This window comes from Bacteroides cellulosilyticus DSM 14838, assembly GCF_000158035.1.
Classification (GTDB): domain Bacteria; phylum Bacteroidota; class Bacteroidia; order Bacteroidales; family Bacteroidaceae; genus Bacteroides; species Bacteroides cellulosilyticus.
Genome location: NZ_EQ973489.1, coordinates 559759 through 578099 on the forward strand (window position 1 = coordinate 559759; position 18341 = coordinate 578099).

Sequence of the window (18341 nt, forward strand, 5' to 3'; positions counted from 1 at the left end):
AGTAAATGGAGTAGTGGTTACAGAGCTCGGAACTAAGATCAAACGTGCTGACGAAGTGAAGTTCCATGATCAGATGGTGAGCATTGAACGTAAGATTTATATCTTGCTGAATAAGCCGAAAGACACTGTGACTACCTCGGATGATCCGCAGGCACGTCGTACAGTAATGGATTTGGTGAAGGGTGCTTGCGATGAGCGTATTTATCCGGTAGGTCGTCTGGACCGTAACACTACAGGTGTGTTGTTGCTGACGAACGACGGTGACCTGGCTTCCAAACTGACACATCCGAAGTTCCTGAAGAAGAAGATTTATCACGTACATACAGATAAAAATGTGACGAAAGCTGATATGGATCAGATTGCAGCCGGTATTCAGTTGGATGACGGTGAAATCCATGCAGATGCTATCAGTTATACGGATGATGTTAGACGGGATGAAGTGGGTATTGAAATCCACTCAGGTAAGAACCGTATTGTTCGTCGTATATTTGAGTCACTGGGTTACAAGGTAGTCAAACTCGACCGCGTATTCTTTGCCGGACTGACTAAGAAAGGCTTACGTCGTGGTGAATGGCGCTATTTGAGCGAACAGGAAGTAAACTACCTGCGCATGGGCTCTTTTGAGTAATTATATAATATAGAGGTTTAACACAAATTTATGGAAAAGATTAGTAGAACAAAGATTGTTGACGTGTTGAAGCGCGAAGATTTCGGCGCTATGGTCAACGTGAAAGGCTGGGTTCGTACCCGCAGAGGTAGTAAACAAGTTAATTTTATCGCCCTGAATGACGGTTCTACAATAAATAATGTGCAGGTTGTAGTAGATTTGGCAAACTTTGATGAGGAGATGCTGAAAGATATTACCACCGGTGCCTGTCTGAGTGTGAACGGTGAATTGACGGAGTCTGTAGGTTCCGGTCAGAAGGCTGAGATTCAAGCTCGTGAGATTGAAGTGCTGGGTACTTGTGATAATACATATCCTTTGCAGAAGAAAGGTCATACGCTGGAATTCCTGCGTGAGATTGCTCACCTGCGTCCCCGTACGAATACTTTCGGTGCGGTGTTCCGCATCCGTCACAACATGGCGATAGCTATCCATACTTTCTTTCATCAGAAAGGCTTCGTTTATTTCCATACACCTATCATTACGGCATCTGACTGTGAAGGTGCCGGACAGATGTTTCAGGTAACGACGAAGAACCTCTATGATTTGAAGAAAGATGAAGCCGGTTCCATCATTTATGATGACGACTTCTTTGGTAAGCAAACCAGTCTGACGGTTTCCGGACAGTTGGAAGGTGAACTTGCTGCTACGGCACTGGGCGCTATTTATACTTTTGGCCCTACATTTCGTGCAGAAAACTCCAATACTCCACGCCATTTGGCTGAGTTCTGGATGGTGGAACCGGAAGTAGCGTTCAACGACATTACGGACAATATGGATCTGGCGGAAGAGTTTATCAAATTCTGTGTGAAGTGGGCTTTGGATAACTGTGCTGACGACGTGAAGTTCCTGAACGATATGTTTGACAAAGGCTTGATTGAACGTCTGCAAGGTGTATTGAAAGAATCTTTCGTACGTTTGCCTTATACGGACGGCATCAAGATACTGGAAGAGGCTGTTGCTAAAGGTCATAAGTTCGAATTTCCGGTATACTGGGGTGTGGACTTGGCTTCTGAGCACGAACGTTATCTCGTGGAAGAACACTTCAAGCGTCCGGTTATCCTGACCGACTATCCGAAGGAAATCAAAGCGTTCTACATGAAGCAGAACGAAGATGGTAAAACAGTACGTGCAATGGACGTATTATTTCCGAAGATTGGTGAGATTATCGGTGGCTCTGAGCGTGAGTCTGATTATGACAAGCTGATGACGCGTATTGACGAAATGCATATTCCGATGAAGGATATGTGGTGGTATCTTGATACCCGCAGATTCGGTACGTGCCCTCACTCCGGTTTTGGTCTGGGTTTTGAACGCTTGCTTCTGTTCGTGACGGGTATGGCAAATATTCGTGACGTAATACCTTTCCCGCGTACGCCGCGTAATGCAGAGTTCTAACTCTTAAAATAAATAAGTGAAGTAGCCCGCACAATCTTGTTGTGCGGGCTCTTTTTTTACTAATAAACTGTTATAATATTAAAATAATTACTTATATTTGTGACAGTCAGATGCCTATACGTTAACCAAATATATACGAACATGAAGAAGAAGTATTTCATTACCATGTTGGCAGCAGTGCTGTTGGCGGTAACAGGAGCGGCAGCGCAGAAGAAGGCGAGTTTCAAACCAGCGGATTTGAAAGGTATCTGGCAGCTGTGTCACTATGTATCCGAAATTCCGGATGTTCCCGGTGCTTTGAAGCCCAGTAACACATTCAAGGTATTGAGCGATGACGGGCGTATCGTCAATTTCACTCTTATTCCCGGCAAAGATGCCATAATCACCGGATATGGTACCTATATCCAGCTGACGGACAATAGCTATCGGGAAAGTATTGAGAAGAATATTCATCTGCCCATGCTGGATAATAAAGATAATGTCCTGGAGTTTGAGATGGGAGAAGGCGGGCTTATGCATCTGAAATATTTTATTTCTAAAGATTTGAATGGCAATGAATTGAACTGTTGGTATCATGAAACCTGGAAGCGGGTAACGATGCCGCCTGTATTCCCTGAAGATATTGTTCGTTAAAACGGGCTATCCGGATATAATAAGCAATGTTCCGATGCAAAGCAAGCAATCTTTTGCATGGGAACATTGCTTGTTTTGTGTCCTAACACTGCTTGTGATTGATAGTCAGCTTCTTTAAAAAAAAGAAGAAAACGTTTGCCAGTTTTGGGAAAATCCGTACCTTTGCAAGCCGATTATTATCTAATAAGGATAAGCAATTAATTCAGAGCGAGTTAATCCACCTTTGTCCGGGGTGGCTAATCCGTAATGAAGATTTTTTTAGTAGTAACATTTAAAAAACAAATCAAGAGTGGATACTTTAAGTTACAAGACCATTTCTGCAAACAAAGCTACGGTAACCAAAGAATGGGTTATTGTTGACGCTACAGACCAAGTATTGGGTCGTCTGGGCGCAAAAGTTGCGAAACTGTTGAGAGGGAAGTATAAACCAAACTTTACTCCTCACGTAGATTGCGGTGATAATGTAATCATTATCAATGCCGACAAAGTTAAAATGACAGGTAATAAGTGGACTGACAAAGTGTATTTGTCATACACAGGTTATCCCGGTGGTCAGAGAGAAATGACTCCTGCTCGTCTGCAGGCTAAACCGAACGGTGATGACAGACTGTTGAGAAAAGTAGTAAAGGGTATGTTGCCTAAGAACAAATTGGGCGCTAAATTGCTGAGCAATATGTACGTATATGCTGGCAGCGAGCACAAACATGATGCTCAGAACCCGAAAACAATTGATATAAACTTACTTAAATAATAGATATGGAAGTAGTAAATGCATTAGGCAGACGTAAAAGTGCAATTGCACGCATTTTCGTAACCGAAGGTACAGGAAAGATTACTATTAACAAGAGAGACCTTGCAGAGTACTTTCCATCAACTATTCTTCAGTATGTAGTAAAACAACCGCTGAGCAAGCTGGGTGTTGCTGAAAAATATGATATTAAAGTAAATCTTTGCGGTGGTGGTTTCACCGGTCAGTCTCAGGCTTTGCGTTTGGCTATTGCCCGCGCATTGGTGAAGATGAATGCTGAAGACAAAGCTGCTCTTCGTGCTGAAGGCTTCATGACTCGTGACCCGCGTTCTGTTGAACGTAAGAAACCGGGACAACCGAAAGCTCGTAGAAGATTCCAGTTCAGTAAACGTTAAGAGTTGCAGAAATGTTGGGGCGGACAAGTTGCTTAATTCTCAACTTTTATCTCTCAACTCTCAACTGAAAGAGCGTTTAGTATCTAAACTACCGGGACTCTGGATTGATAGACTACCCGGCGGTTGGTTTAGAAAAAACAAAAAAGAAAGTAAACGATTTAAAGAAAAAACAAGATGTCAAGAACAAATTTTGATACATTATTGGAAGCCGGTTGCCACTTTGGTCACCTCAAAAGAAAGTGGAATCCTGCAATGGCTCCTTATATTTTCATGGAACGCAATGGTATCCACATCATTGACCTCCACAAAACAGTTGCTAAAGTAGACGAAGCTGCTGAAGCTTTGAAGCAAATTGCTAAATCAGGAAAGAAAGTCCTGTTCGTTGCTACTAAAAAACAAGCTAAACAAGTGGTTGCTGACAAAGCTTCTGCTGTAAATATGCCTTATGTAATCGAGCGCTGGCCGGGCGGTATGTTAACTAATTTCCCCACAATCCGCAAGGCTGTTAAGAAGATGGCTACCATCGATAAATTGACGAATGACGGTACGTATTCTAATCTGTCTAAGAGAGAAGTACTGCAGATTTCACGTCAACGTGCTAAGTTGGACAAGACTTTGGGTTCTATTGCTGACCTGACTCGTCTGCCGTCTGCACTGTTCGTTATTGATGTTATGAAAGAAAACATCGCAGTTCGCGAAGCTAACCGTTTGGGTATACCTGTATTCGGTATCGTTGATACGAACTCTGATCCTTCTAACATTGATTTCGTTATCCCGGCTAATGACGATGCTACTAAATCAATAGAAGTAATTCTGGATGCTTGCTGCGCTGCTATGCAGGAAGGTTTGGAAGAAAGAAAAGCTGAAAAAGTAGATATGGAAGCTGCTGGTGAAGCTCCTGCCAATAAAGGCAAGAAGAAAGCTACAAAAGCAAGACTCGATAAATCTGACGAGGAAGCAATCAATGCAGCTAAAGCTGCTGCTTTCCTGAAGGAAGACGAAGAGGCTTAATCATAATTGAATGGTAAGATGGTAAAATGATAAGATGATAATATCGTCTTACCATCCTATCATCTTACCATTTTATCATTTAGAATATTAATTATAAAAAGAAAATATATTATGGCTGTAACAATGGCTGATATTACCAAACTCCGTAAAATGACCGGAGCAGGTATGATGGACTGTAAGAATGCATTGACGGAAGCTGAAGGCGATTTCGACAAGGCAATAGAAATAATCCGCAAGAAGGGACAGGCTGTTGCCGCTAAGCGTTCAGACCGTGAAGCTTCTGAAGGTTGTGTTTTGGCTAAAACTACCGGTAACTTTGCCGTAATCATTGCGTTGAAGTGTGAAACTGACTTCGTAGCTCAGAATGCTGATTTCATAAAATTGACTCAGGATATTCTTGATCTTGCTGTAGCTAACAACTGCAAAACTTTGGATGAAGTGAAAGCATTGCCGATGGGTAACGGTACTGTACAGGATGCAGTGACTGACCGTAGCGGTATTACAGGCGAGAAAATGGAACTTGACGGCTACATGACTGTAGAGGGTGCAAGTACTGTTGTTTACAATCATATGAATAGAAATGGTCTCTGCACTATCGTTGCTTTCAATAAAGAAGTTGACGAGCAGTTGGCTAAGGAAGTGGCTATGCAGATTGCTGCCATGAACCCGATTGCAATTGATGAGGATGGTGTTTCTGAAGAAGTGAAGCAGAAAGAAATTGAAGTTGCTATCGAGAAGACCAAAGCAGAACAGGTACAGAAGGCTGTTGAGGCTGCTTTGAAGAAAGCAGGTATCAACCCGACTCACGTGGACAGCGAAGATCACATGGAGAGCAACATGGCTAAAGGTTGGATTACAGCTGAAGATATAGCAAAAGCAAAAGAAATCATTGCTACTGTTTCTGCTGAGAAGGCTGCACATCTGCCCGAACAAATGATTCAGAACATTGCTAAAGGTCGTTTGGCTAAGTTCTTGAAAGAAGTTTGCTTGCTGAACCAAGAAAATATCATGGACTCTAAGAAGACCGTAAGAGAAGTGTTGGCAGCAGCTGACCCTGAATTGAAGATTGTAGACTTCAAGCGTTTCACTTTGAAAGCTGAATAATTCAACTCAATATATATAAAAAAACGACCGCACGGAGTTTCCGTAGCGGTCGTTTTTTTATGCATATTTGCTGTTTTTGAAAGAAGTGATATACCTACTGAAAACAGATGGACTGGATTATCCGACCGGTTTAGTCTGCGTATATCCCTCTTTCTTAAGTAGTTCCAGTACTTTCTGTTTGAAATCTCCCTGTACGATGATTTCTCCGTCTTTGGCACTTCCACCTACGCCACATTTAGACTTCAGTAATTTACCTAACTCCTTCAGGTCATTTTCCGTACCTACGAAACCCGTGACAAGTGTGACTACTTTTCCTCCTCGATTCTTGCGATCCAACTGAACACGCAACTTCTGCCTGGAAGCTTCCGGGGTAACCTGTTCCCCATCATCTTCCATTTCATAACTATAGTCCGGATTGGTAGAATAAACAACATTCAACCGTTCTTTCCAATCATTATTCTTCATATTCGTTCTGTTTTAAGAACCAAAAGTAATATTTTGCGTGGAACTTTGCAATCTTTTTGGACTTTTGTCGTCTAATAGAAAACGCTATTTAGCTTCAAATATACGAAATATGAAAAGAATCATCTGGCTATTCTTATTGTCTTTGGTTACTATACTGTCTTTTGCACAATCTTTCAAGGGTACTGTTACAGATACTGACGGAAAGCCGGTTCCTTATGCCGCTCTCTATCTGAGAGAAATGAAGTCCGGTTTAACTACCGATGAGCATGGGCGGTTTCAAACGAAATTATCTGCCGGACAATATACCTGTGAGGTTTCTTCTTTAGGATTCATATCCCAGACCTTTACTTTTCAAATGCTGAATCGTGATTATGAGAAGGATATAGTGCTTGCCGAACGTACCTATAGCCTGCCGGAAGTAAACATCACCAAGGGAAATGAAGATCCGGCCTATGCAGTGATGCGTAAAGCGATAGCACGTGCTCCTTATTATCGCACTCAGATAAAAAGCTACACTGCCGGCACGTATCTGAAGGGAACCGGTAAAGGGACCGCTATTCCCGCTGTCCTGAAACTATCCAAAGAGGTGCGGAAAGATGCAAAAGAATGGCTTGGAAAGCTGTTTGTCTTGGAGCAACAGCAGATCGTGAACTTTACTGCCCCCAATGTCTGGAATAATAAGGTATTAGCCAATAAGAACTCTTTTCCAGAAGAAATAGGGGTGGACATGGGTATAACTACGATTAATCTCTATACCCCCGAGCTTTTCGGTAAAGTTTCCCCGTTAAATAAAAATGCTTTCTCGTACTATCGTTTCAAACTTGACGCTTGCTTTGTGGAAGAAGGACAAATGATAAATAAGATCCGTGTGATTCCCAAGAAAGACGATAACCGTTTGCTGGAAGGAGACCTGTTCATTGTAGAAGATTTGTGGTGCATTTCGGCTGCTGATGTCAATGTTCGCGCTACCGGGTTGAAAGCAAAGATTAAGATCACTTGCAAGGAAGTACAGTCTTCTGTTTTTCTGCCGGTTTCTATTACGACCTCTTCTACCATTGATATAATGGGTTTCAAGGCAGAGGCTTCTTATCTGGCAGCAATACACTATAGAGAGGTAAAAACGGATATCCAGCCGGAGACCAGTACGGATAAAACGACAAAACTTGTAACTGCCAATGCAGTAGCGCAGCCAAAGAAACATAAATTTGAACGTCCGGCACGGATCGGACGCAAAGATACTCAGGTTGATTCGCTTGCCGATAAGCGGGATTCTCTTTATTGGACCACTATCCGTAGCGTGCCGTTGCGATTGGAAGAAGTGCAGAGTTATCAATATAAAGAAGAAAAGATTGCGCTGAAAGATTTGTCACCCGGAGAAAAATCCGAGAAGAAAACAGCGGTCGGGCAAGTACTGAATACCATTATGTGGGGAAAGACTTTCAGAACTTCCAATAAAAATGCATGGTTAACTTTACCTGGTCTTTCCGCTTATATTCCCGAATATAATTTTGTGGATGGCTTCTGGTTAGGAGTTAAGCTAAAGACAGGAGTGAAGTTATCGGAATCTTCTACACTTCGTTTTGTGCCTTCTTTCTATTATACCACTGCCCGCAAAAACTGGATTGGACAAGGAGAACTGACATTGGATTATGCTCCCCGAAACCGTGGTTATTTATCTCTTTCCGGAGGTCTTCTGTCCGCTGATTATAATTCGGAAAGTGGAGAATCCCGTTTGATTAACAGTATGTCCAGCTCGCTGTTCGGTCATAACCATCTGAAGCTTTATGAGAATGCCTTCTTCACTGTTGACCACGCGATAGAGCCAGCTAACGGATTACTTTTTTCTTCCTCACTTTCCTGGCAACGCAGGAAGATGCTGGATAACCATATCCGTAAAAGTTGGTTCAAAAGAGATGCCGAACCGAATATTCCGGAAAACACTGCTTTCCGACCAATGCCGGAGAATGATATCCTGAAAGCTTCTTTTGAGTTGGAGTACACTCCGGCTCACTACTATCACATGTCGCAAGGTAAAAAAGTGTATGAAGCTTCCCGTTATCCTACATTTGCCTTGAAATATGACAGAGCTTTCCCTATGAGCGGAAGCCGTTATCTTACCTCGTACCACCTGATGCAGTTCTCAGCTAAACAGAAAATCGAATTCGGAATGTTCAATCGCCTGCATTGGTCAGTGAATGCAGGTTCATTCTTTGATGCAAAGAATCTTCAGTTCCCCGACTTTAAGCATTTCGCTTCTACCCGCATATTGGTTACGGAACGTTCTTTCGATACCGGGTTTAGTTTAGTGGACAACTACGTTTTGTCCACTAATACCCGCTGGGCACAGGCTAATGTCTCCTGGTATACTCCATATCTGCTTTTGAAACATCTTCCTTTTCTGTCAAGAAAAGCATTTGATGAAGCTTTGCATCTTCGTTCCATCGTGATATATGGTGGGCGCCCCTATACGGAGATTGGATATTCGATTGGGTTTTCCGATATGGCACGGATAGGAGTCTTTGCCGGTTTCGATTGCCTGAAGTTCCATTTGGTGGGAGTTTCCCTTAGTTTGCCGTTATCCCTCTTTGCTGACAAGTAAAACTTTTGTGGAAATTATGTTAACTTTCTTCTGTTGGAGTATTCTTTTCCAAAAAAAGCGTATTTTTGTCCACCCGTAACCGAAAGAAATGAAGAAAATGACCACGAACCAGGCAATTCAATATAAGGATAGCATGAAAGTGCCGGAGCCTACTTTGCGCAGGTTGCCGTGGTACTTGTCGAATGTTAAGCTGCTCAAGCAGCGGGGCGAACGGTACGTCTCTTCTACACAGATATCTAAAGAAATCAATATAGATGCTTCACAGATAGCCAAGGATTTGTCGTATGTCAACATCTCCGGGCGTACGCGTGTAGGCTACGAAGTCGATACGCTGATAGCCGTACTGGAAGACTTCCTCGGATTTACCGATATGCATAAAGCATTTCTGTTTGGAGTAGGTAGTCTGGGTGGTGCATTGTTGCGCGACTCCGGTTTGAAGCACTTCGGGCTGGAAATTGTAGCAGCATTTGATGTGACCCCGGAATTGGTAGGCACTACATTGAACGGAATACCGATCTTCCATTCCAGTGAATTCGAGCAGAAGATGCGCGAATATGATGTGAACATCGGTGTGCTGACTGTACCTATCGAGATAGCCCAATGCATTACGGATACCATGATAGCGGGTGGCATCAAAGCTGTATGGAACTTTACCCCGTTCCGTATCCGTGTGCCGGAAAATATCGTTGTTCAGAATACTTCTCTATATGCTCATTTGGCGGTGATGTTCAACCGCCTGAATTTTAACGAAATCGAATAATGAAGATTATTGCTGTCGGAATGAACTATGCACTGCACAATAAAGAGCTGGGGCATACGTTAGTTAATAAAGAGCCGGTTATCTTCATGAAGCCCGACTCGGCTATATTGAAAGACGGAAAGCCTTTCTTTATTCCCGATTTTTCGGATGAGGTTCATTACGAAACTGAGGTGGTGGTACGTATTTGCCGTTTGGGAAAAAACATTGCGCCGCGCTTTGCCAATCGTTATTATGACGCAGTGACTGTAGGCATCGACTTTACGGCACGCGACTTGCAACGTAAGTTCCGTGAAGCGGGTAATCCCTGGGAACTTTGCAAAGGGTTCGATCATTCGGCAGCTATCGGAACTTTTGTTCCTTTGGAGCAGGCAGGAGGCGATTTGCAGCAGCTTGATTTCCGTCTGGAAATAGACGGTAAGGAAGTGCAGCATGGCAATACCTCGGATATGCTTTTCAAAGTGGATGAGATCATTGCATACGTCAGCCGCTTTATGACGCTGAAAATAGGCGACCTGTTGTTTACGGGAACTCCCGCAGGCGTAGGTCCGGTACAGATAGGACAGCATTTGGAAGGATACCTCGGAGAAGATAAGTTGCTCGACTTTTATATTCGTTGAGTCAATTTATTACGATATGTTTATCAAACGTTGCTGGTTGCTTTGTTGCTTTATCGCTTTTCTTCTTCCGGTTTCAGCGCAGGAATTCATTACGCTGAACTGGCAGGAATTGTCTTCTGCACAAACGCTTCCCGTAGTGACGCGCGAACTTCCTTTGGGAAAAGACTTCCGTTCCTTCACCTATCAGGTGGAAATAGAGTTTCCGGAATATCAGAAGTTAAACCGGAGTGAGGTGGCGGCATTAGAGATGCGACTCGACAGTTTACGTCAGCTACCCAATGAAAATGTGGCTTTCCGGGAAGGCTTGCCGGCATCTCCACAGATAAACTCTTTCATTAAAGTTTCCGCACATCGTGGTTTTCTCTCCATAAGCTTTGTTCCTGTTGTTTTTCGTGAAGGAAGTTATCAACGGCTGAATTCTTTCAAACTATCCGTGAATTCTTTTCTTAAGAAAGATAGAATAGGGGAGGAAACAGCTACCCGAAATCTGAAAACAACTTTATCCGAAGTATCTTTAAAGGATTGTACAACATCACTTCTTGCTTCCGGCCGTTGGACGAAGATAAGTGTGAGAAATACCGGAGTCTTTAAAATCACGAATGCCGAATTGAAAAAGATGGGATTCTCAAGACCCGAAAAAGTCCGCGTATTTGGTTATGGCGGTTATTTGCTGTCCCAACGTTTCAATGAACATCCGGCAGCTGACTTGCCCGAAGTTCCTTTGTTGCGTTTGTCAGATGGTGTGTTGTTTTATGGTCGTGGCACTGTATCCTGGACACCGGATAGCCAAAATACTTACTTTGTTCGCGAGCGCAACTTTTACTCTGATGAAGGGTATTACTTCCTGACTGATCGGGAGGATATTCCGGAAATGGAAACTGAAATTTTTTCTTCGTTGAAAGAGACTTCGGCCAACAGATTGACGACTTTCAATTCCTTTGCTATTTATGAAAAAGATGCATATAGTTGGGCAGGTACCGGCAGGCAGCTTTATGAAGATTATGACTATGTGGCCGGAAATACGAAAAGTTATACATTGAACTTGCCGGGCATTGTGCCGGAAGCTGCCGGATGGTTGACTACTGTCTTTGCCGCCCGCTCCATTGATGCGTCTACCAGCTACTCTGTTTCAGTGAATGGTGAACCGAAAGGCAATATCACACTGGCATCCATTGATTCCGATAATCAATATTATACCAGAGCTACTTCTGCAACGATAAATGCTTCCTGGCAAGGGACTAAGTCGGAAAATACGGTTGTAACCATCACCCATACACGCCCTTCGGGTACATCGGGGCGTCTGGATTACATTGCCTTAAACTACATGCGTGCACTTACGTTGAACACTCCTTATCTTACTTTTCGCTCTTTGGCTTCCATTCATAAGGAGACAACGTTCGTTCTTTCCGGTGCCACAGCTTCTACTGTTGTGTGGGATGTCACCAATCCTGCAAACATTGGTAGAATAGAAGGTAGTTTTGCCGATGGCACCTATACATTTACTATTCCCGCAGGAGAGTTGCGTGAGTTTGTTGCCATCACTCCCGAAGCGGGAGGCTTTGATACAGTGGAAAACGTAGGTGGGGTTGCGAACCAGAATCTGCATTCTCTGGAAGCTACGGATATGATTATCATTGCTCCCGACCGGAAAGACCTGCTGGCACAGGCGGAACGACTGGCACAAGCCCATCGTGAGAAAGACGGATTGTCCGTCCTTGTCCTTACCGCTCCGCAAATCTACAATGAGTTTTCCTCCGGTACACCAGATGGAACGGCTTATCGCCGTCTGATGAAGATGTTGTATGATCGCTTCCCGAATGAAGCAGAACGTCCCAAATACTTGTTATTCTTCGGAGATTGCAGTTACGATAATCGTATGTTGACTTCTTCCTGGAAGAGTTACCGGCCTGAAAACTTTCTGCTGTCTTACCAATCGGAAGCTTCTCTGGAAGAGACTTCTTCCTATGTAACTGACGATTACTTCGGTTTTCTTGATGATGAAGAAGGGGATGATCTTACAGCCGGTATGTTGGATATTGGTATCGGACGTTTCCCCGTTCGTACAGCGGCTGAGGCAAAAGCTGCTGTAGATAAGACAATTGCTTATATGGAAAATAAACAGGCGGGTTCGTGGAAACATACAGTTTGCTATGTAGCTGATGACGGAGATAAGAATCTGCATGCTTCTCAATCTGAATTATTGGCAAGTTACACCGAGAGAAACTATCCTTCCCTGCTTGTCAACCGGATCTATGCCGATGCTTTCCATCGTGAATCTTCCGCTACCGGAGAAACTTATCCTGATGCTACGAAACGCCTCTTGCAGTTATTTAACAGGGGAATGTTGGTAGTCAACTATACAGGTCATGGAAGTACTTCTGCATGGGCGGCAGAGAATCTGCTGACGATGGCTGACATCACTAAAATGACGTCTCCCCGCCTTCCTCTATGGATTACCGCCACCTGTGACTTTACCCGTTTTGATGATATACAAACTTCTGCCGGAGAGCAGGCTTTCCTGAATACTAAAGGTGGTGCTATAGCTTTACTCACTACATCTCGGGTGGTGTATGCTTCGCAAAACTCCACGTTGAATCAGGCTTTCCTCCGTCATATTTTTTCGCGTCCCGAAGGTAAACGTTTACGCCTTGGAGACATCATGCGGCTTTCCAAGTGCGATGAATCTTTGGCTAACGATAGGAATAAACTGAACTTCTCTCTGATTGGCGATCCTGCCCTGACTTTGGCATATCCCGATTATCAGGTGCAGGTAGACGAATTTGCGGGGGTGAATGTAGCAGAAGAAACGAGCGTCTATCCGCAGGTGAAAGCCGGTAGCAAGATTACAGTAAAAGGACGTATCCTGACTCCCGAAGGAGCTTTGGCTGAAGACTTTACCGGTACAGTGCACCCTACTGTGCTGGATAGTAAGGAAGAAGTGACAACTCTTGATAATCGTGATGAGGGAGCTTTCACTTATACCGAGCGCAGCAAAACTCTTTTCTCCGGCAGTGACTCGGTTCGTCAGGGACGGTTTGAATTTACTTTCCCCGTGCCGTTGGATATCAACTATTCCGATGAGGAAGGTTTATTGAGCCTTTATGCTCTGGATGCCGTTCATTCTCATGAAGCCGGAGGAGCTTTCGATCGCTTTCTGGTGGGTGGAACGGATGATGGCGTTTCTCTGACGGACACATTAGGACCTAAGATAACCGTTTATCTGAATACGCCGGACTTTAGTCCTGGTGGACAAACCAATACCACCCCGTTGTTTGTGGCGGAATTGGAAGATGCGGATGGTATCAATACGGTTGGCAATGGTATCGGGCATGATCTTTCGCTTTGTATCGACGGCAGTGCGGTGCTGACTTATAATCTGAATGATTATTATACTCCGGTAGCGGGAGACTATACCCGGGGAACGGTATACTTTTCTGTGTCCGAACTCACTGAGGGCAAACATACGTTGTCGTTCCGTGCCTGGGATTTGCTGAATAATTCCTCTACAAAGACTTTGGAGTTTGAGGTGGTTCGCGGATTGCGTCCCGGTCTGTTCTCTGTTATTTGTACACAAAGCCCTGCCCGTGAAAGTACTACATTCGTTCTTTCTCACAATCGCCCCGGTTCCACGCTTGCGGTCCGTATGTCCGTATACGATTTTGCCGGACGGGAAATGTGGACACATCTGGAGAAGGGAGTATCCGAAGGACAAACTTATTATGTGGAATGGGACTTGTGCAGTAATGGCGGGCAACGTCTGGCACCGGGTGTTTATCTGTATCGTGCATCTATTGTCTCCGACGGTAGTCGCGAAAGTACGAAATCACAGAAAATCATTATCCTGTCACAATAAACAGGGGGATTCTCTGTTTTATTAGTATTGTTATTAGAAATCATAAGTATCTCAATTGAAAGGAGTAACTAAATTCTCCTCCTAAAAGGAGGGGAATTAAGTTAGATTTTGTTTTTTATATTTGAGATCGTATTATAAATAATATCGTATGAAGAAATACATCTTGCTATTACTCATAGCTTTCTTGTCCGTACACCTTCTTGCCCAGGACAAGAATCAGTTTAATCCCGTTAATACCGGTGTTAACTCTTTGGGTATTGCCCCTGACTCCCGTGGCGGTGGTATGGGAGATGTGGGTGCGGCTACAGATCCGGACGTAAACTCTCAATACTGGAATCCGGCTAAGTATCCGTTTACGATCAGCCGTGCCGGAGTAGCGGTTTCCTATACACCTTGGTTGCGCAAGTTGGTGAATGATATTGATCTGGCATATCTGGCAGGCTACTACCGTATCGGAGATTATCAGGCTGTCAGCGGTTCTTTGCGTTATTTCTCTTTGGGTGAAGTGCCCGTAGCATATCAGGATGAAAATTCTCCCGGATATACCATTAAACCTTATGAAATGGCGGTGGATGTGGCGTACTCCCGCATGCTTTCCGAACATTTCTCTGCTGCGGTTGCCTTGCGATACATTTATTCCGACCTGGCGTACAGGGAAGATGAAGAAGTTTCCGCCGGCTCTGCTTTTGCTGCCGATATTGCCTTCTATTATACGAATTACGTCATACTTGCCCAACGGGAGTGTATGCTTTCTTTCGGACTGAATGCTTCCAATATCGGTACGAAGATTTCTTATGATAGTGGTAATACCAGCCAGTTCTTGCCTACTAACTTACGTTTGGGTGCTTCCCTGTTATTCCCGATAGATGATTATAATACAATCGGAGTTAGTTTTGATGCCAATAAGTATATGGTTCCTACCCGTCCTGTTCGTGGAGAAGATGAGTCGCAGGAAGAGTATGAAGAGCGTTTGGACCGTGATTATAATGATATTTCTCCCATTAAGGGTATTTTCAAATCTTTCAGTGATGCCCCCGGCGGCTTCAAGGAAGAATTGCAGGAGATACAGTGGTCTTTGGGGTTGGAATATACTTATCACGAACAGTTTTCCATTCGTGGTGGCTATCATTGGGAACATGAGAACAAAGGAAACCGCAAATATTTTTCTTTTGGTGCAGGATTCAAGATGAGCGTATTCTCGTTGGATGCTGCTTATCTGGTATCTACGGCACAGAGCAATCCGCTCGACCAGACACTTCGTTTTACGTTAGGTTTTGATCTGGATGGGATAAAGGACTTGTTCGGACGTCGCAGAAGATGAATCAGCTACGAGCTACGCGTTACGGGCTACAAGTGCCTTGCGGCAGAAGGGGGGAGTGGTGTGTAGTGTATTATTAGCTGTATATATCGGACGCGCAGCATCTATATACCGGATGCGTTGCACCTATATATCGGATGTGTAGTATCTATATATCCAACGTTACTGATATATAGATGCTAAAAGAGGAATCGGACTTGCCTGAAATTAGATTGCTTGTTGTGGATGATAATAAGCAATCTAATCATTCATAACATTGCTTATTCTGGATCATAAGACTGCTTGTTTTCAGATGTTATTCAATACATTGAGTGTTTTTTCTTCTTTCAGTCTTTCAGCTTATCTCAAACTCCCTGTTCATCGGCATTCCGGCTGAAATATACCTGAAACAGCTATAAAGCTGGAAGTTTCAGCCGGAATGCCGATGAATAGGGGGAGTCAGTGAGAACTGAAAGAACGGGAAGAGTTTTTTTCAAAAATAGAGGGTGTCGGATGATGGTTCATTTTATTCAGAACCGTACGTCAACGTTTCCGGTGAATTCCTGCCAAAAGCCTCATGAAACTTTCCATTTCAGATATTTATTCCGTATTTTTGTCCGTGAAGATCTATTGTTAAACCGAGAAAGAAATCCGTATGAGGAAACTAAAGGTGTTTTTGGCAGTCTTGTTAGCATCCCTATCCCTGCATATCCATCCCAGTGAAATTGATTCTTTGCTTCGTGAACTTGATATGTCTATCAGAAACCGTCCTCAATACACCCTGAAACGCCAGGAACAAATAGATGCCTTGCAACGAAAACTCCGGCTGTCTCATTCCGATCAGGAGCGTTATGATCTTTACCGCGAATTATTCGGCAAATATCGCTCTTACCGTATGGATTCGGCTCTATGGGTGGCCAATCAGCGCGTAGAACTTGCCAAGCGCATGAAGAATCCCCTTTATATTCGTTCGGCTGAACTGAATATAGCCGAAGTAATGATAGGAGTGGCCATGTATAAGGAAGGGCTGGAAATACTGGATGGAATCAAGTCCGCTGATCTGGACGCTTCCGGCGTTTCCTATTATTATTATCAGTATCACCAGGTTTATACGCTGATGGCGGATTATGCTTTCTCTGATCAGATGAAAGAACATTACCGGGGGTTGGCATACCAATATAAAGATTCTATTATCAGTATGCGCCGTCCCGGTTCACAGGGTTATCTGTTGATGATGAGTGAGAAATTGCTGTATGAAGAAAAGTATGATGAGGCCATAGAGATACTGAAAAGTTGCTACAAGACACATGAAGAGAAGGGGTACAGTGTTGCCATTCCTTCTATCGGCCTCGCCAATGCTTATGCCTTTATGGGCAATACCGAATTGCAGAAGAAATATCTGGCTATTTCGGCTATTGCCGATATTCAGGCGGCAACGAAGGAATACATCTCCTTGTGGAAGTTAGCGAACCTTCTGTTTCAGGAAGGAGATATAAAACGTGCTTATACCTATATAGAATGTTCTATGCAAGATGCCACCTTCTGTAATGCACGCTATCGTACGCAGGAGATTTCGGAACTGCTTCCCGTTATCAGTCGGACGTACGAAAACAAGTTGAAGGAGGAGAAAACACAAATGGTTGCCCTGGTCATTCTGACATCTGTCTTGCTGATCATATTGCTGATTGCTCTGATGTTCATTTTCTATCAGATGAAGCGGCTGAATGTAGCCCGGAAAGCGGTGAACACTATGAATGAGGAACTTAAACATATCAATTCTGATCTGCATATACTGAATGATAAGTTGCAGGAATCCAATCAGGTGAAGGAAGAATATATCGGCTATGTATTCAATATGTGCTCTCTATATATCAACAAGCAGGAAGAACAACGGAAAATGCTTGCCCGTAAAATCAAGACCGGGCAATTGGATGATTTGTATAAGACTGTCAATTCCTCTTCTTTTGTTGCCAATGAGTTGAAAGAATTCTTCTACACGTTCGATAGTGTGTTCCTGAAACTCTATCCTAAGTTCATAGAACAGTTCAATACTTTACTTCAGGAAGATGAACGCATCTGTCCGAAGGAAGGTGAACTGCTGACCCCCGAGTTGCGCGTCTTTGCTCTGATCAGATTGGGTATTACAGATAGTGGGAAGATTGCGAACTTCCTTCATTATTCTGCCCAGACGGTGTACAACTATCGTCTGAAAGTGCGGAACAAATCTTTGCTTTCCAAGGATGAATTTATGGAAGCTGTGCAGCAAATAGGCTAATAAAACCTCTTTCTTTTTTCCTCAAATGTCTACTTAAATCTACTTTCCTGACTCATGTAGGGAAGTGGCTTTGTATTGTATTTCAATTACTTATCATTTTAAAGCGTCTACTTATATCTACTTTACGTATCTACTCAGCTCTCTTACCCGGAAAGTTATGCTCTACCTTTGCCGTAGAAATTAAAGTTAACAATAGATTTTCTTTGGGTATTGGTTTTTATCGGGTAAACAGGTTACACGAGGATTATAGAAAAAAGTCTGTGCCGTGTGCGGGCGAACAGAGATTCGCCCCTACAGGTACAGAGGTAAGAGAAAATTATTTTTTTATTAATTATAATAATAACCTTATGAAAAACATTTTTAGACTTGTCAAGGGACTTCTCCCTTTGTTGGGATTACTACTATCCCTGTCGCTTTCAGCACAAGACATCGTGGTGAAAGGGCATGTGAAGGATGCTACCGGTGAATCGGTTATCGGAGCTAACATTCTTATTAAAGGTACTTCTATAGGTACTATTTCCG

The 18341-nt window shown here is 43.4% G+C and carries 14 protein-coding genes; 13 read left to right on the forward strand and 1 reads right to left on the reverse strand.

Annotation, left to right across the window (positions count from 1 at the left end; all coding sequences use genetic code 11):
- The 7 genes from BACCELL_RS04850 to tsf all read left to right on the forward strand — a co-directional run.
- A partial coding sequence (locus tag BACCELL_RS04850) for a pseudouridine synthase (RefSeq protein WP_007210464.1) occupies positions 1-628 on the forward strand: 628 nt, incomplete at its 5' end.
- A 30-nt stretch (positions 629-658) separates the two neighbouring features.
- The gene (gene asnS, locus BACCELL_RS04855; RefSeq protein WP_007210465.1) at positions 659-2062 is read left to right on the forward strand and encodes an asparagine--tRNA ligase; all 1404 of its coding nucleotides are present in this window, start codon (positions 659-661) and stop codon (positions 2060-2062) included.
- Positions 2063-2203: 141 nt separating this feature from the next.
- Entirely contained in the window at positions 2204-2695 is a 492-nt protein-coding gene (locus BACCELL_RS04860; protein ID WP_007210466.1) for a DUF4488 domain-containing protein, read from the forward strand.
- Between the two features lie 289 nt (positions 2696-2984).
- Positions 2985-3446: a 50S ribosomal protein L13 gene (gene rplM, locus BACCELL_RS04865; protein WP_007210469.1), complete on the forward strand. Its 462-nt coding sequence runs from the start codon at positions 2985-2987 to the stop codon at positions 3444-3446.
- A gap of 5 nt (positions 3447-3451) precedes the next feature.
- Positions 3452-3838 carry a 30S ribosomal protein S9 gene (gene rpsI / locus BACCELL_RS04870; RefSeq protein WP_007210470.1) on the forward strand — a complete coding sequence of 129 codons (387 nt, stop codon included), beginning with the start codon at positions 3452-3454 and terminating at the stop codon, positions 3836-3838.
- A gap of 174 nt (positions 3839-4012) precedes the next feature.
- Positions 4013-4849, forward strand: coding sequence for a 30S ribosomal protein S2 (gene rpsB, locus BACCELL_RS04875; protein ID WP_007210471.1), 837 nt, complete (start codon positions 4013-4015; stop codon positions 4847-4849).
- Between the two features lie 111 nt (positions 4850-4960).
- Entirely contained in the window at positions 4961-5953 is a 993-nt protein-coding gene (gene tsf, locus BACCELL_RS04880) for a translation elongation factor Ts (protein ID WP_007210472.1), read from the forward strand.
- Positions 5954-6070: 117 nt separating this feature from the next.
- Here tsf and BACCELL_RS04885 read toward each other — a convergent pair whose 3' ends face one another.
- Positions 6071-6418, reverse strand: coding sequence for a translation initiation factor (locus BACCELL_RS04885; RefSeq protein ID WP_007210473.1), 348 nt, complete (start codon positions 6416-6418; stop codon positions 6071-6073).
- 109 nt (positions 6419-6527) lie between these two features.
- Here BACCELL_RS04885 and BACCELL_RS04890 point away from each other — a divergent pair, with 109 nt between their 5' ends.
- The 6 genes from BACCELL_RS04890 (at position 6528) to BACCELL_RS04915 (ending at position 17819) form a co-directional block, all read left to right on the forward strand.
- On the forward strand, positions 6528-9017 hold the full coding sequence (locus tag BACCELL_RS04890; RefSeq protein ID WP_007210474.1) for a DUF5686 family protein: 2490 nt from the start codon (positions 6528-6530) through the stop codon (positions 9015-9017).
- A gap of 97 nt (positions 9018-9114) precedes the next feature.
- On the forward strand, positions 9115-9777 hold the full coding sequence (locus BACCELL_RS04895) for a redox-sensing transcriptional repressor Rex (RefSeq protein ID WP_007218733.1): 663 nt from the start codon (positions 9115-9117) through the stop codon (positions 9775-9777).
- Positions 9777-10394, forward strand: a complete 618-nt coding sequence (locus BACCELL_RS04900) for a fumarylacetoacetate hydrolase family protein (RefSeq protein WP_007210477.1) — start codon at positions 9777-9779, stop codon at positions 10392-10394. The genes BACCELL_RS04895 and BACCELL_RS04900 overlap by 1 nt, the downstream gene beginning before the upstream one ends.
- A 16-nt stretch (positions 10395-10410) precedes the next feature.
- On the forward strand, positions 10411-14247 hold the full coding sequence (gene porU, locus BACCELL_RS04905) for a type IX secretion system sortase PorU (RefSeq protein WP_007210478.1): 3837 nt from the start codon (positions 10411-10413) through the stop codon (positions 14245-14247).
- Between the two features lie 148 nt (positions 14248-14395).
- On the forward strand, positions 14396-15568 hold the full coding sequence (gene porV, locus BACCELL_RS04910; protein WP_007210479.1) for a type IX secretion system outer membrane channel protein PorV: 1173 nt from the start codon (positions 14396-14398) through the stop codon (positions 15566-15568).
- A 631-nt stretch (positions 15569-16199) separates the two neighbouring features.
- Entirely contained in the window at positions 16200-17819 is a 1620-nt protein-coding gene (locus tag BACCELL_RS04915; RefSeq protein ID WP_007210481.1) for a DUF6377 domain-containing protein, read from the forward strand.
- The last annotated feature ends 522 nt before the right edge of the window (positions 17820-18341 follow it).

Excerpts from the sequence above, each read along its gene's own strand:
- porV (WP_007210479.1), top strand. The coding sequence starts at position 14,396 with ATGAAGAAATACATCTTGCTATTACTCATAGCTTTCTTGTCCGTACAC.
- BACCELL_RS04885 (WP_007210473.1), bottom strand. The coding sequence starts at position 6,418 with ATGAAGAATAATGATTGGAAAGAACGGTTGAATGTTGTTTATTCTACC.
- tsf (WP_007210472.1), top strand. The coding sequence starts at position 4,961 with ATGGCTGTAACAATGGCTGATATTACCAAACTCCGTAAAATGACCGGA.
- BACCELL_RS04915 (WP_007210481.1), top strand. The coding sequence starts at position 16,200 with ATGAGGAAACTAAAGGTGTTTTTGGCAGTCTTGTTAGCATCCCTATCC.
- BACCELL_RS04900 (WP_007210477.1), top strand. The coding sequence starts at position 9,777 with ATGAAGATTATTGCTGTCGGAATGAACTATGCACTGCACAATAAAGAG.
- BACCELL_RS04860 (WP_007210466.1), top strand. The coding sequence starts at position 2,204 with ATGAAGAAGAAGTATTTCATTACCATGTTGGCAGCAGTGCTGTTGGCG.
- rpsI (WP_007210470.1), top strand. The coding sequence starts at position 3,452 with ATGGAAGTAGTAAATGCATTAGGCAGACGTAAAAGTGCAATTGCACGC.
- BACCELL_RS04890 (WP_007210474.1), top strand. The coding sequence starts at position 6,528 with ATGAAAAGAATCATCTGGCTATTCTTATTGTCTTTGGTTACTATACTG.
- BACCELL_RS04895 (WP_007218733.1), top strand. The coding sequence starts at position 9,115 with ATGACCACGAACCAGGCAATTCAATATAAGGATAGCATGAAAGTGCCG.
- asnS (WP_007210465.1), top strand. The coding sequence starts at position 659 with ATGGAAAAGATTAGTAGAACAAAGATTGTTGACGTGTTGAAGCGCGAA.
- porU (WP_007210478.1), top strand. The coding sequence starts at position 10,411 with ATGTTTATCAAACGTTGCTGGTTGCTTTGTTGCTTTATCGCTTTTCTT.
- rpsB (WP_007210471.1), top strand. The coding sequence starts at position 4,013 with ATGTCAAGAACAAATTTTGATACATTATTGGAAGCCGGTTGCCACTTT.